This window comes from Providencia sp. PROV109, assembly GCF_033681625.1.
Taxonomy (GTDB): domain Bacteria; phylum Pseudomonadota; class Gammaproteobacteria; order Enterobacterales; family Enterobacteriaceae; genus Providencia; species Providencia hangzhouensis.
This window is the reverse complement of the sequence record NZ_CP096320.1, coordinates 1384715-1399693: the sequence shown is the minus strand read 5'-3', so window position 1 is coordinate 1399693 and position 14979 is coordinate 1384715. Positions and strand designations below refer to the sequence as shown.

Here is a 14979-nt window from a genome sequence, read left to right as displayed (position 1 = left end):
AAAACCACAGTAATTCAGGCGTTATTTCGTGATAACCCCTTAAAATTACAACGGGTTTACACCGATGTTCTAAAGGAGTTGTAATTATGCGTATAAGTAAACTTGTATTATCGATGATGATTTTAGGTGCAACCTGCGCAGTCCAAGCAGAAGAATTAAACGGTACCCTGAAAAAAATCAAAGACAACGGTGTAATAGTTGTTGGTCATCGTGAATCATCCGTACCGTTCTCTTACTATGATAATAGCCAGAAAGTGGTTGGTTACTCACAGGATTATTCAAATGCCATTGTTGATGCAGTGAAGAAAAAATTAAACATGCCTGATCTGCAAGTTAAACTCATTCCCATTACATCACAAAACCGTATTCCACTCCTGCAAAATGGCACATTTGATTTTGAATGTGGTTCAACAACCAATAACGTTGAAAGACAAAAACAAGCGGCTTTCTCTAACACTATCTTTGTGGTCGGGACACGCTTACTCACCAAAGGTGATTCCGGTGTAAAAGACTTTGCTGACTTAGCCGGTAAAAATGTTGTCGTGACCTCAGGTACGACTTCTGAAATTCTGTTGAATCAGCTAAATGATGAAAAAAATATGAAAATGCGCATTATCAGCGCAAAAGACCATGGTGACTCATTCCGTACCTTGGAATCAGGCCGTGCTGTCGCCTTTATGATGGATGATGCATTGTTAGCGGGTGAGCGAGCAAAAGCGAAAAAACCGGATATCTGGGAAATCGTTGGCAAACCACAAACTGAAGAAGCTTATGGTTGTATGTTGCGTAAAGATGACCCTCAATTTAAAGTGCTTATCGACGAAACCATTGCGAATGCACAGACCTCGGGTGTCGCAGAGAAATCCTTTGACCGTTGGTTCAATCAGCCTATTCCACCAAAAAATCTGAACCTGAAATTTACTTTGTCCGATGAAATGAAAGCCTTATTTAAAGAACCAAATGACAAAGCATTAAACTAATAAAAAGACAAACAGGGTATTACTGAAGTAAGAATTGCAAGGCGGTCGTTCCCCGCCTTGCATCCTCTTTTACGACAGTATTCGGGAATTACATTGCCCACAGGAAGTCAATATCATGTCTATTAACTGGAATTGGGGGATTTTCCTTCAGGAAGCCCCATTTGGGAATACCACCTACTTAGGGTGGTTAATATCTGGCCTAGAAGTCACCGTAACACTTTCTATTTGCGCTTGGATTATTGCATTTCTAGTCGGCTCATTTTTCGGTATTTTACGTACCGTACCTAACCGTTTTTTAGCTTTTTTAGGCACCGCATACGTAGAATTATTCCGTAACGTGCCGCTTATTGTACAATTTTTTACTTGGTATTTAGTTATTCCAGAACTTCTCCCGCGTTCAATCGGGGATTGGTTTAAAATGGATTTAGACCCTAACTATCAATTCTTTATTTCCTCAATGCTTTGCCTTGGGTTATTCACCGCAGCGCGGATGACTGAGCAAGTGCGCGCAGCCATTCAGTCACTACCTAGAGGGCAAAAAAGTGCCGCACTCGCAATGGGGCTGACTTTGCCACAAACCTATCGCTACGTTCTATTACCCAATGCCTATCGGGTTATTTTGCCACCAATGACCTCAGAAATGTTGAACTTGGTTAAAAACTCAGCCATTGCGTCAACCATTGGCTTAGTCGATATGGCAGCACAAGCCGGAAAGCTATTGGACTATTCTGCTCACGCATGGGAATCCTTTACCGCAATTACGTTAGCTTATGTCGGTATTAACGTCATTATCATGATTCTGATGACGTTATTAGAGCGCAAAGTTCGCTTACCTGGCACTCTTGGAGGGCGGTAAAATGATGTATGAATTTGACTGGAGCTCAATTGCTCCGAGTATGCCCTTTTTAATCGATGGCTTTATTGTCACAGCAAAAATCACACTGACCGCGATAGTGGTCGGAATTTTGTGGGGAACAGTTCTGGCCGTGATGCGGTTATCCACATTCAAACCAATTAGCTGGTTTGCGGCACTGTATGTGAATACATTCCGTTCTATTCCGTTGGTTATGGTTTTACTGTGGTTTTACTTAATCGTACCTAGCTTATTACAAAATGTTCTAGGCTTATCACCAAAAAATGATATTCGTTTAATTTCTGCAATGATAGCCTTCTCTCTTTTTGAAGCGGCCTATTACTCTGAAATTATTCGTGCTGGTATTCAAAGTATTTCACGAGGACAAGCCTCTGCGGCATTAGCTTTGGGAATGACAAATATGCAAACTATGCGGCTCGTGGTGTTACCGCAAGCCTTTAAAGCCATGGTGCCTTTGTTGTTAACTCAAGGGATTGTGCTGTTCCAAGACTCATCCCTCGTGTATGTGCTCAGTTTGACAGACTTTTTCCGTACCGCCACCAATATTGGTGAGCGTGATGGGACACAAGTAGAGATGGTACTGTTTGCGGGTCTGGTGTACTTTATTGTCAGTTTTGGCGCTTCTATGTTAGTGAATTATCTTAAGAAAAGGACTGTTTCATGATAACCCTGAAAAATGTATCCAAATGGTATGGCCAATTTCAGGTGCTTACAGACTGCACAACTGAAGTTAAAAAAGGTGAGGTTGTGGTTGTGTGCGGGCCATCTGGTTCTGGTAAATCCACATTAATAAAAACAGTGAATGGTTTAGAGCCGATTCAACAGGGTGAGATTTTTGTGAATGATATTCAAGTTAATAACAAAAAAACTGACCTTGCAAAACTTCGCTCTAAAGTTGGGATGGTATTCCAACACTTCGAGTTATTTCCTCATTTGTCGATTATTGAAAATTTGACATTAGCGCAAGTTAAGGTATTAAACCGCGATAAAAAAGAAGCGGAAGCAAAAGGTTTGAAATTATTGGAACGCGTAGGTTTATCCAGCCATGCCAATAAATTTCCAGCTCAGCTTTCAGGTGGGCAACAACAGCGTGTCGCTATCGCTCGAGCACTGTGTATGGACCCTATCGCTATGCTATTTGATGAACCTACTTCAGCGCTAGACCCAGAAATGATCAACGAAGTACTTGATGTTATGGTTGAATTAGCCAATGAAGGCATGACTATGATGGTGGTTACCCATGAAATGGGCTTCGCTAAGAAAGTGGCTAATCGTGTTATTTTTATGGATGAAGGCAAGATAGTTGAAGACAGTAAAAAAGAAGACTTTTTTGCTAACCCACAATCTGACCGTGCAAAAGATTTTCTCGCAAAAATCCTGCACTAAGTTTATTTATTATGTGGCAGAGAACTATCAGGTTTTCTGCCACTATCTTGATTAAAACCATTCACCATTAACTGCGCTATTTTTCATTTACTTTTTTATAAATAATCTTCCCAATAACACCTCCCCCGCCGTCTTTCGGGTGATTTACGCCATCCATAACATTAACCTCTGCAAAATCAAATGGAGAAACACCTTCAATACACGCAACATTCACACCATATTACTCAGGATTAGAACGGCGCTGATGAAAAGTATAAATGCCACATACAGAGCAAAAAAAGTGAACGGCTTTCTGGGTATTGAAACGATACTCGGTGAGTTTATCAGCCCCTTCTATTATAGTGATCCCTGACAAAGGGGCTGAAACTGCAATAGCTCCACGCATTCGACAAAAAGAGCAATCACAGCGTCTTTTTGTATTGAGTCCATCTGTTGATACAACCTTAAACTTCACTGCACCACAGTGGCATTGAGCTCTTTTTTCCATAACAATTCCACAATTGTATAATTGTTGTCAGATAAATTAATAGCAGTCACTATAAAACAAGGATCCACTCACTCGTTTAATGATTTTGTGCCTTTTTCCATTTTTAATAGGGCACAAATAAAAATAAGAGCCCAATTGATGTTCATTGGATACATGCCGTCCACAATTAAAAACGGCACTATAAAATATTTGATAGTTCCGTTTTTTTTTGCGTAAAACACTACCAATCTTGCTGTTTTTTGGTTAAGTTTGATGGTCATTGGAATGTAAAATTCTGACTTCGCCCCCCGAAAACAAGATCCAGCTTCCCCTATCGGTTCAGCTAATCAACGATTGTTGTGATAAGGCATTGTTGTTTTCGGGTATGATCCGTTATGCTATGCGGATCTAATTTAAGAAAGACATTAATGCTACTTAATGTAGCCTTTACTCACCATAGGATTATCGGTGCCATGCAAGAACAATATCGTCCAGAAGATATAGAGCCTAAAGTACAGCGTCACTGGGATGAAAAAGCAACTTTCAAAGTGACTGAAGACAACAGCAAAGAAAAATACTACTGCCTGTCCATGCTACCTTACCCTTCTGGTCGACTACACATGGGCCACGTACGTAACTACACCATGGGTGACGTTATCTCTCGTTATCAACGTTTGTTGGGGAAAAACGTTCTCCAACCAATTGGTTGGGATGCGTTTGGTCTGCCTGCTGAAGGTGCTGCGGTTAAAAATAATACTGCTCCTGCGCCTTGGACTTATGCCAATATCGATTACATGAAAAACCAGCTGAAAATGCTCGGTTTCGGTTACGATTGGGATCGCGAAGTCACGACTTGTACCCCTGAATATTACCGTTGGGAGCAATGGTTCTTCACTAAATTGTATGAAAAAGGTTTAGTGTACAAAAAAACCTCTGCGGTTAACTGGTGCCCACATGACTTAACTGTTTTGGCGAATGAACAAGTGGTTGATGGCTGCTGCTGGCGTTGTGACACCCCTGTTGAGCGCAAAGAAATCCCACAGTGGTTTATTAAAATTACCGACTACGCAGAAGAGCTGCTCAACGACCTTGACAAATTAGATGACTGGCCAGAGCAAGTCAAAACCATGCAGCGCAACTGGATCGGTCGTTCCGAAGGGACTGAGATCACGTTCAATGTTGCAGACCGTGATGAAACCTTAACAGTCTATACCACTCGCCCTGATACTTTTATGGGGGCAACTTATGTGGCTGTTGCAGCAGGTCACCCTCTGGCTAAAGAAGCCGCGACAAATAACCCTGAATTAGCCCAATTTATTGATGAGTGCCGTAATACCAAAACTGCGGAAGCAGATATGGCAACCATGGATAAAAAAGGTATGGCAACCGGTTTATTCGTTATTCATCCATTAACCCAAGAAAAGCTGCCAATTTGGGTCGCTAACTTTGTCTTAATGGAATACGGTACTGGTGCTGTTATGGCCGTTCCTGCCCATGACCAACGTGACTGGGAATTCGCTCACAAATATAACTTACCCATCAAAGCAGTTATTGCCGATGCTGATGGCAATGAGCCTGATTTATCCCAAGAAGCGATGACCGAAAAAAATGCACTGATTAACTCAGGTGAATTCAGTGGATTAGACCACCAAGCTGGCTTCAATGCCATTTCAGATAAACTTGTCGCACTAGGTGCAGGTCAACGTAAAGTAAACTACCGCTTACGTGACTGGGGTGTTTCACGTCAACGTTACTGGGGGGCACCAATCCCAATGGCAACATTGGAAGATGGTACTGTCGTTCCTGTTCCTGAAGACCAGTTACCTGTCATTTTGCCAGAAGATGTCGTGATGAACGGCATTACCAGCCCAATTAAAGCTGACCCTGAGTGGGCAAAAATGACCATTAACGGTCAACCTGCATTACGTGAAACCGATACCTTCGATACCTTTATGGAATCTTCTTGGTACTATGCACGTTATACCTGCCCGCAATATGACGACGGCATGTTAGACCCCGAGGCAGCAAACTACTGGTTACCGGTTGACCAATATATTGGTGGTATCGAACATGCCATCATGCACTTAATGTATTTCCGCTTCTTCCATAAGTTGATGCGTGATGCAGGGTTAGTCAACTCAGATGAACCAGCAAAACGCTTACTGTGCCAAGGCATGGTGCTTGCTGATGCATTCTATTATACGGGCAGCGATGGTCAGCGTGTTTGGGTTTCTCCAGCAGACGCCATTGTTGAACGTGACGACAAAAACCGTATTATTAAAGCCGTAGATAATGAAGGCCATGAACTGGTGTATACCGGTATGAGCAAAATGTCTAAGTCGAAAAACAACGGTATTGACCCACAATTAATGGTCGAAAAATACGGTGCGGATACCGTTCGCCTATTTATGATGTTTGCTGCACCACCAGAGTTAACCCTTGAGTGGCAAGAATCCAGCGTTGAAGGTGCTAACCGCTTCGTTCGTCGCGTTTGGCGTTTAGTACACGAGCACTCACAAAAAGGTGCAACTTCACCTTTAGATATCAGCACATTAACACCTGAACAAAAAGACTTACGTCGTGATCTGCACAAAACAATCGCGAAAGTCTCTGATGATTTCAGCCGTCGTTATGCATTCAACACTGCTATTGCTGCTATCATGGAATTCATGAACAAATTAGTTCGTGCACCACAAGAAACGGAACAAGACCGTGCATTAGTCCAAGAGTCTCTTGAGGCTATCACGCTGATGTTATCACCAATCATTCCACACGCTTGCTTTGAAATGTGGAAAGCGCTCGGTCACCAAACAGACATCGATTTCGCACAATGGCCTGTTGCTGATGAAAAAGCCATGATTGACGATACCAAACTGGTTGTCGTTCAAGTTAATGGTAAGGTTCGTGGTCGTATCACCGTTCCGGCTGATGCAAACCAAGAATTTGTCCTAGATATGGCAAAAAATGAACCGAGCGTAGCGAAATACCTTGAAGGTGTTGGCATCCGCAAAGTAATCTATGTCCCAGGCAAATTGCTAAACCTTGTTGTAGGTTAATATTAGGTTGTTGGCTGATAAGGAGGCCAGGTGCGTTATCTGATAACTTTATTTTTGAGCCTGGCGGTGCTAGTCACCGCAGGTTGCGGTTTTCGTCTTCAAGGAACAACTCAAATTCCTGAGGAACTGAGAACTTTGCAGCTAAGTTCAAGTGATCCATATGGCTACCTTACAAGGGCGCTTAGGGAACAACTGCGGCTCAATAATGTGACCATTCTCGAAACTGGAAGAGCCGGTGTTCCCATTTTGAAAGTTCTGAGTTCTAATGAGAACACTGAAACTGTGTCCGTTTATCAAGATGGTAAAGCGGCAGAGAAACAATTAACACTGGTAATGAATGTGCAAGTGTTAATGCCTGATGGTGCTATCTATCCTTTACAAAGCCGTGTTGAACGCACTTTCTTCGACAACCCTTTAGAAGCACTGGCGAAAGATGCTGAAAAAGAAATTGTAAGGCAAGAAATGCAAGAACAAGCTGCACGCAATATCGTGCGTAAATTATTGCTTGTTCATTCAGCAGAACTTGAAAAAGCAAAAAACCAAGCGGCTGATACGAATACTCAACCATAATGACACGTATCTACCCTGAACAGCTGGCCTCTTCGTTACAAGAGTCTCTAAGAGGCCGCTATTTAATTTGGGGCAATGAGCCCCTTCTTCTTCAAGAAAGCCAAGATGCCATCCGCAAAGCGGCACAAGAGCAAGGCTTTGAAGAGCATTTTTCGTTTTCTCTAGAGCAAAATACTGATTGGGATGAGATTTTTAGCCTCTGCCAAGCTCTCAGCCTATTTGCTAGCCGTCAAACTCTCACGCTGTTGTTGCCTGAAAATGGCCCTAATGCCGCCATGGCTGAAAAGCTGAACCAACTGGCGCAATTACTGCATTCAGATCTCCTTCTTGTGTTACGTGGTCATAAGCTCACTAAAGCACAAGAAAACAGTGCTTGGTTTAAAGCAATTAGCCAAGATGCTATTTATATCAGCTGCCTAACGCCTGAATATCAGCGGTTACCACAATGGGTTTCTAAACGCGCCTACAGTATGCGGCTTTCGTTAGAAACCGAAGCTAACCAGCTACTTTGTTACTGTTATGAAGGGAATTTACTTGGTTTGGCGCAAGCACTTGAGCGGCTGTCTCTTCTTTATCCAGATGGTAAACTCACCTATCCTCGGGTTGAGAGTGCCGTTAATGACTCTGCGCATTTTACTCCCTACCATTGGGTTGATGCCCTATTGGCGGGTAAATCCCGCCGTTCATGGCATATTTTAGAGCAATTGCAGCAAGAAGATATTGAGCCTGTTATTTTATTGCGATCAATCCAACGCGATCTAATGTTGCTTATTACATTAAAACGCCAGTCTGCAACAACCGCGTTAAAGACATTATTTGATCAACACAAAGTGTGGCAAAACCGCCGAGGTGTGCTCACGGAAGCCTTACAACGTTTAACATTGCATCAATTACAATCTGCATTAATGTTATTAACGCAAGCAGAAATCAATATTAAACAAGATTTTAGCCATTCTCCATGGCCTGACCTGCAGTCACTGTCTATGCTATTATGTGGTAAAGCATTTGCAGAGAATTTTATTCATGAGTAACTCATTTTCAAAACAGCATAACTTGCTCGCATTATTCGGTGGGACGTTCGACCCCATTCACTTTGGCCATTTACGTCCAGTGCAAGCACTTGCTCAACAAGTTGGGCTCGAAAAAGTTATCTTGTTACCTAACCACGTTCCCCCCCATCGCCCACAACCAGAAGCGACGCCATCACAACGTTTAGAAATGGTGAAACTCGCAATTCAAAATGCGCCTTTATTTGCTATCGATACACGTGAATTAGAGAAAAATAGCCCTTCTTACACGATAGAAACACTGGTTGAATTACGCCAAGAAATTGGGCCAGAAAAACCTCTGGCGTTTATTATTGGTCAAGATTCCTTATTATCGATTAATAAATGGTACGGCTGGGAGCGGATACTTGATAACTGCCATTTATTGGTTTGTTCCCGACCGGGATATGCCACACAGTTTACCGATCCTAAAATGCAAAACTGGCTGTTAGAACATCAAACAACAGACCCTATTGCCTTAAGCCAAGTGGCGAATGGGTATATTTTTATTGGAGATACTCCACTGGTAAATATCTCAGCAACAGAGATCCGCGAAAAATTAAATTCAGGCGACTCTTGTCACGATTTAATTCCAGATGCAGTTCTGCAATATATTCATCAACATCACCTTTACCAGCAATAAGGGAGCTCCCTTATTGAACAACTATTCGGATATGGCTCAAAAATAACTTGCTCTATTAAATAGTTGTCTGGGTATTGAATAAGCAATTGTTTCATCATCTCTAACGGCCTGTTTAACGGAAAATTCCCCGCTAAATAGTCGTTAATCAGCCATAATAAGCGTTTTTTCTCATCCTTCGTGGCTTTGTGTTTGAAATAACCTTGCATATGGCTCAGCGCATTAACTTCCGTGTTTCTTGCTGGCACTGTCGCCAATATTTCCATTAAACAAGCTTTATATTGATTAAAAAAACACACAAGGTCGGTACTGCTTTTAATACTCGCCACTAAACGCCCTGTATACTGATAGCCAACAGGGGAATACGCCATAATGAGATATTTGTGGCAGCTATGAAATTGAATAATGTTGTGATGTGTTAATTCGTTGTATAAGCCATCTAACCTTTGTAACGTATACAATTTCGTCAAAAAGCAGTCCCAGAACGTTGTATCTTGTAGTTTATCACTGGTTAATATTGGAATGTTAGCAGGGAATAGCCCCTGTAATTCAGGGAGTTGCTGGCCAAAGCAAATAATACCATTAACTTTGTTTTGCCTGTCCTCATGGGAAAAATCCGTCATAAATTCAACCATGGAACTCACTTGTCGATGAATATTAACAGGAAGATGATTAATCCCTTCAAATATAAAAACTTTTGGCTTAATTATTTGCATAATACCTATCTCATCCTAAAATGTTTTTCAGGAGTACAGTTTCTAGAGTTATTTTGTAAAGTTAACACAAACTTCTTGCTCAAATGTACGGATATCCCTATAAATTTCACTCCACAATGAATAAAAAATAATTTAGCCGATTTTTCTTAAAATCTAGGGTAAAATAACAAGGCTGTTAATGTGTTTGATTCGTTATCAGCTATTATTTTATCTACAAACTACAAACAGTGTTTAACGTGATATTCTGTTTATTTGAATAAAAGGTGAACCTTTTGCAAGGAACTGAACTCCAACAATTTATTATCGATCAGCTTGATGATGCTAAAGCAGAAGATATCATTACTATCGATGTTCAAGGGAAATCAAGTATTACCGATCAGATGATCATCTGTACAGGGACATCAAGCCGCCATTTGATGTCAGTCGCTGACAGATTAATCGAAGCTTGCCGAAAAAATGGTTTAATGCCATTGGGTGTTGAAGGGCAAGGCATTTCTGATTGGATTGTCGTCGACCTTGGCGATGCCATTGTTCATATTATGCAAGAAGAAAGTCGTCGTATGTATGAATTAGAAAAGCTTTGGAGCTGAGTTTGAAATTACAGCTCATCGCCGTTGGAACAAAAATGCCGGACTGGGTCCAGACCGGCTTTATGGATTACCTCCACCGTTTTCCTAAAGATATGCCATTTGAATTAACGGAAATTCCAGCAGGAAAACGCGGGAAAAATGCAGATATAAAGCGCATTCTAGAAAAAGAAGGCGAATTAATGCTCGCAGCTGTAGGTAAAGGAAATCGCATCGTCACTTTGGATATTCCAGGGGATCGTTGGGATACCCCAAAACTTGCCGTACAGCTCGATAAATGGAAACAAGATGGCCGTAATGTTAGTTTATTAATCGGTGGTCCCGAGGGTCTTTCACCCGCTTGCAAAGCAGCCGCGGAGCAAAGCTGGTCGCTTTCACCACTTACGCTGCCCCATCCACTGGTTCGTGTCCTTGTTGCTGAAAGTCTTTATCGCGCATGGAGTATTACGACTAACCACCCTTATCACAGGGAATAGTCAGGTTTAAATATGTTCAAAATGGCAATGGGATGAAAACACAACGCACCCCTTTTCGCGACCATACCGCTGAATCAGTTTTGTTTATCCGCCGAGCGCTTATCGCCTTCGGTGTGATTGTCATTTTAACGTCTATTCTTGTGACGAATTTGTATCACTTACAAATTGTCCGTCATGAAGATTACCAAACGCGGTCAAACGATAACAGAATCAAATTGGTGCCTATTGCACCAAGCCGTGGGATTATTTATGACCGTCGAGGAACCCAACTCGCACTTAATAGCACGTTTTACCAGTTAGAAATCGTGCCCGAAAAAGTCAGTAATCTACAAGAAACCTTAGATAATCTTCGTAGTGTGGTCGATTTAACTGACGAAGACATCACTAATTTTGAAAAAGAGCGTAAGCGCTCACGTCGGTTTACCTCTATTGCACTAAAAACACAGCTTAACGAAGTCCAAGTCGCTCGTTTTGCTGTTAACCAGTACCGTTTTCCTGGTTTAGAGGTCAAAAGCTACCAACGTCGTTCTTACCCATACGGTTCTGCACTAACCCATGTGATTGGCTATGTGGCAAAAATTAATGACAAAGATGTTGAACGTCTTGATAAAGAAGGTTTATTACCCAATTATGCCGCTAGCCACGATATCGGTAAATTAGGTATTGAACGTTATTATGAAGACATCTTACACGGCAAAACAGGTTATGAAGAAGTTGAAGTGAATAGCCGTGGTCGTGTTATTCGCCAACTTCATGAACAACCACCGCAAGCTGGTCGGGATATCTACCTTACCATTGACCTCGAATTACAGATTTATATCGAAAAACTGTTAACCACTAGCCGTGCTGCCGTTGTGGTCACTGACCCACGTAATGGCGAAATTTTGGCTCTGGTGTCTAATCCAAGTTATGACTCTAACTTGTTTGTTAACGGTATCTCAAATAAAGATTATCAAGCGTTATTAAATAACCCTGATAGGCCGTTGATTAACCGGACAACTCAAGGGCTTTACCCCCCTGCATCAACAGTAAAACCCTTTATTTCTGTTGCCGCATTAAGTGAAAAAGTAATCACGCCAAATACGACTATTTTTGATCCTGGTTGGTGGCAATTACCGGGTTCAGAAAAACGCTACCGCGACTGGAAGCGTTGGGGGCACGGTAAACTTAACGTATCGAAATCCATTATTGAATCTGCGGATACCTTCTTCTACCAAGTCGCTTATGATATGGGAATTGATCGTATTTCTGAGTGGATGAGCCGTTTTGGTTTTGGCAATTATACGGGTATTGACCTGGCTGAAGAGCGCTCTGGCATCATGCCAACCCGTGAATGGAAACAAAAACGCTATAAAAAACCTTGGTATCAAGGTGATACGATCCCTGTTGGGATAGGACAAGGCTATTGGACAGCAACTCCAATTCAAATGTCAAAAGCATTGATGACATTAATAAATGATGGTCAAGTTAAGACCCCTCATTTACTCTACGGCACAAAGTTGGGTAATGCCATGGTGCCTTATGAAGACAAAGAAACCAAACAAATCGGCGATATTAACTCAGGTTTTTGGGAACTAGCTAAGCATGGAATGTACGGTGTAGCCAATGCACCAAATGGTACTGGCCGCCGCAGTTTCATTGGCACACCATATAAAGCAGCTGCGAAATCCGGTACCGCACAAGTCTTCAGCTATGAAACCTATAACGCCAGTAAGCTGGCAGAGCACTTGCGCGACCACAAGTTAATGATTGCTTATGCTCCGTATGATAAACCCACTATTGCCGTTGCGATTATTTTAGAAAATGGGGGCGTAGGCCCAGCAGTCGGTGATATTGTGCGGCAAATATTTGACCACGTTCTTCTTGGTGATAACCGAACCGAAGTCGCAGTGTCAGCAACCAATGCAGGAGAAGATCGCTGATGCGCAATTCCATGAATAACAATGAGCTATAAAGAATATGACAGACGATAAGAAAAAAATTTCGTTATCCACACGTCTGCATATAGATGTGCCTATGCTGCTAATTATTATCGCGTTGCTTGCATACAGCGCATTTATTATGTGGAGTGCTAGCGGCCAAGATCCTGAAATGATGGAGCGTAAATTAGGGCAGATAGCGACAGGCTTCGTCGTCATGATAGTGATGGCGCAGATCCCCCCTAGAATGTATGAAAACTGGGCACCTCACCTGTTTATCTTCTGCGTTATTTTACTGGTTTTTGTTGATGTCTTTGGGCAGATAAGTAAAGGGGCTCAGCGTTGGCTAGACTTAGGGTTCATTCGGTTCCAACCCTCTGAAATTGCAAAAATTGCCGTCCCTTTAATGGTCGCTCGTTTTATGAACCGAGACCTGTGCCCTCCTTCATTCAAAAATACCGTAATTGCACTAGTATTGATTTTTGTACCCACATTATTGGTGGCGGCGCAACCAGACCTTGGTACTTCAATTTTAGTTGCAGCTTCAGGCTTGTTCGTTTTGTTCCTTGCAGGAATGAGTTGGCGGCTTATTACTGTTGCAGCGATTGCGCTCGCGGCCTTCATTCCCCTGCTGTGGTTCTTTTTAATGCATGGCTACCAAAGAGCCCGTGTCATGATGTTATTAGACCCAGAAACTGATCCATTAGGGGCTGGTTACCATATTATCCAGTCAAAAATTGCAATTGGTTCTGGTGGGTTAATGGGGAAAGGTTGGCTACATGGCACGCAATCACAGCTTGAATTTTTGCCAGAAAGACATACCGACTTTATTTTTGCTGTGTTAGCAGAGGAACTTGGCTTAGTTGGGGTGCTCATTTTACTTGGCCTATACCTTTTACTGATTATTCGCGGGCTTTATATTGCTGCTAGCGCACAAAATACCTTTGGTCGAGTTATGGTTGGCGGCTTGATCTTAATCCTTTTTGTCTATGTATTTGTGAATATCGGTATGGTCAGTGGTATATTACCTGTGGTTGGTGTCCCCCTCCCTTTAGTGAGTTATGGGGGCTCCGCATTGATTGTTTTAATGGCTGGATTCGGTATTATCATGTCGATACATACACACCGAAAATTCCTTTCTAAAAGTTTATAAAATGAGGCTTAGTATGCGTTTACAATGGATAATGCTTGGCGTCACAGCCGCGCTACTCAGTGGCTGTGTGACAGATGAAGTTAAACAACCAGCCCAAGTGCCAACCAATGTACCCACTCAAGATGTATTAGGTGCAGAGCCTCATTATGAGCCGTATCATCCAACCGCAAATAATGATTACTCACGTAATGGTCAACAATACCAAATCGTACGTGACCCATCACAATTTAGCCAAGTGGGTTATGCATCCATTTATGGTGCTGAGTCTGCAGGTAATATGACTGCGATTGGGGAACGCGTTAACCCAGTGGAATTAACAGCGGCTCACCCGACTTTGCCAATCCCAAGTTATGTACGTATCACCAATATGATGAATGGCCGCATGATGGTTGTTCGTGTTAATGACCGCGGGCCTTATGTTCCAGGTAAAAGTATTGCTGTTTCAAGAGCTACCGCTGACCGCCTGAATTTAATGCCTACGACAAAAATTAAAATTGATGCCATTCAAGTTGCCCAAGATGGCTCCTTATCAGGGACAGGAACAGTAGGTTCTAACTTTGTGAAACAGAGCTATGCTTTACCGGGACGCCCACAATTAGGTTCTGGCCCAATGGGCACCCCTGTGATGGAAAACTTGCCAACTCCGGAAAATACATTGCCAGTTCAGCAGCCCAAAGAACCGATGCAGCCTACTATGCCAGACATGAACCTGCAAACACCAACACCGCCACCTGCAGCCGTTGTAGCTGAAGAACCGGTTCCAGAGCGTGGTTTTCTTGTTCAAGCTGGTGCCATTAGTAGCCAAGCCAACGCGCAAAATATGCTGAATGAGTTGAAAACACAATTTAATGTTCCAGGCCGTCTACAACCCTATAATGGTATTTACCGAGTACAGCTAGGGCCATTTAGTACAAGGCAACAAGCTGTTGAGGTTCAAGGCCGTTTGCAGTCTGAAAAAAACCAATCGTCAATGGTCGTTGCACCATAGAGCTATGTAACTTTAGGTTGCTCAATCATATTTTGGGCAACCTAAATACAGGCAATATTCAACTGACAAAAAAATCATTGGTACAGCGCAAAAGTCACTTTTTTCTTATCCCGTTCTTTTGC

The 14979-nt window shown here is 42.4% G+C and carries 14 protein-coding genes and 1 pseudogene; 13 read left to right on the top strand and 2 right to left on the bottom strand.

The features are described from left to right. Positions 1-86 precede the first annotated feature (86 nt). From M1F25_RS06400 to M1F25_RS06385, 4 genes are all read left to right on the top strand, one after another. On the top strand, positions 87-980 hold the full coding sequence (locus M1F25_RS06400; protein ID WP_181489478.1) for an amino acid ABC transporter substrate-binding protein: 894 nt from the start codon (positions 87-89) through the stop codon (positions 978-980). Positions 981-1095: 115 nt separating this feature from the next. Next, positions 1096-1836 carry an amino acid ABC transporter permease gene (locus tag M1F25_RS06395; RefSeq protein ID WP_004257036.1) on the top strand — a complete coding sequence of 247 codons (741 nt, stop codon included), beginning with the start codon at positions 1096-1098 and terminating at the stop codon, positions 1834-1836. Positions 1837-1840: 4 nt separating this feature from the next. Further along, positions 1841-2518 (top strand): glutamate/aspartate ABC transporter permease GltK, encoded by a 678-nt coding sequence (gene gltK, locus M1F25_RS06390; RefSeq protein WP_036958176.1) that lies wholly within the window; start codon positions 1841-1843, stop codon positions 2516-2518. Next, a complete protein-coding gene (locus M1F25_RS06385; RefSeq protein ID WP_004257041.1) occupies positions 2515-3240 on the top strand; it encodes an amino acid ABC transporter ATP-binding protein in 726 nt (241 codons plus the stop codon). The genes gltK and M1F25_RS06385 overlap by 4 nt, the downstream gene beginning before the upstream one ends. 76 nt (positions 3241-3316) lie before the next feature. Here M1F25_RS06385 and M1F25_RS06380 read toward each other — a convergent pair. Further along, positions 3317-3727 (bottom strand): annotated as a pseudogene (locus M1F25_RS06380) (GFA family protein). A 452-nt stretch (positions 3728-4179) separates the two neighbouring features. Between M1F25_RS06380 and leuS the strand changes: the two are divergent. The 4 genes from leuS to nadD are packed head-to-tail and all read left to right on the top strand — an operon-like array spanning position 4180 to position 9021. Continuing rightward, positions 4180-6762 carry a leucine--tRNA ligase gene (leuS, locus tag M1F25_RS06375; RefSeq protein ID WP_004257043.1) on the top strand — a complete coding sequence of 861 codons (2583 nt, stop codon included), beginning with the start codon at positions 4180-4182 and terminating at the stop codon, positions 6760-6762. 30 nt (positions 6763-6792) lie between these two features. Then, positions 6793-7332, top strand: a complete 540-nt coding sequence (gene lptE / locus M1F25_RS06370) for an LPS assembly lipoprotein LptE (RefSeq protein ID WP_096864959.1) — start codon at positions 6793-6795, stop codon at positions 7330-7332. After that, positions 7332-8363 carry a DNA polymerase III subunit delta gene (gene holA / locus M1F25_RS06365; protein WP_004257053.1) on the top strand — a complete coding sequence of 344 codons (1032 nt, stop codon included), beginning with the start codon at positions 7332-7334 and terminating at the stop codon, positions 8361-8363. The genes lptE and holA overlap by 1 nt, the downstream gene beginning before the upstream one ends. Continuing rightward, positions 8356-9021 (top strand): nicotinate-nucleotide adenylyltransferase, encoded by a 666-nt coding sequence (gene nadD / locus M1F25_RS06360; protein WP_181489477.1) that lies wholly within the window; start codon positions 8356-8358, stop codon positions 9019-9021. The genes holA and nadD overlap by 8 nt, the downstream gene beginning before the upstream one ends. Here the strand turns inward: nadD and M1F25_RS06355 are convergent. Next, positions 9009-9734: a YbgA family protein gene (locus M1F25_RS06355; RefSeq protein WP_181489476.1), complete on the bottom strand. Its 726-nt coding sequence runs from the start codon at positions 9732-9734 to the stop codon at positions 9009-9011. The two genes, nadD and M1F25_RS06355, sit on opposite strands and share 13 nt — an antisense overlap. A gap of 263 nt (positions 9735-9997) precedes the next feature. On the opposite strand from M1F25_RS06355, the gene rsfS reads away from it, so the two are divergent. The 5 genes from rsfS to rlpA are packed head-to-tail and all read left to right on the top strand — an operon-like array spanning position 9998 to position 14857. After that, the gene (rsfS, locus tag M1F25_RS06350) at positions 9998-10324 is read left to right on the top strand and encodes a ribosome silencing factor (protein ID WP_004257063.1); all 327 of its coding nucleotides are present in this window, start codon (positions 9998-10000) and stop codon (positions 10322-10324) included. A gap of 2 nt (positions 10325-10326) precedes the next feature. After that, positions 10327-10797, top strand: coding sequence for a 23S rRNA (pseudouridine(1915)-N(3))-methyltransferase RlmH (rlmH, locus tag M1F25_RS06345; protein WP_036957956.1), 471 nt, complete (start codon positions 10327-10329; stop codon positions 10795-10797). Positions 10798-10829: 32 nt separating this feature from the next. Then, the gene (gene mrdA, locus M1F25_RS06340; protein ID WP_181489475.1) at positions 10830-12719 is read left to right on the top strand and encodes a peptidoglycan DD-transpeptidase MrdA; all 1890 of its coding nucleotides are present in this window, start codon (positions 10830-10832) and stop codon (positions 12717-12719) included. A gap of 37 nt (positions 12720-12756) precedes the next feature. Further along, complete coding sequence (mrdB, locus tag M1F25_RS06335; RefSeq protein ID WP_004257071.1) at positions 12757-13869, top strand: peptidoglycan glycosyltransferase MrdB; 1113 nt, start codon at positions 12757-12759, stop codon at positions 13867-13869. 13 nt (positions 13870-13882) lie between these two features. Further along, a complete protein-coding gene (rlpA, locus tag M1F25_RS06330; protein ID WP_036957957.1) occupies positions 13883-14857 on the top strand; it encodes an endolytic peptidoglycan transglycosylase RlpA in 975 nt (324 codons plus the stop codon). Positions 14858-14979 lie beyond the last annotated feature (122 nt).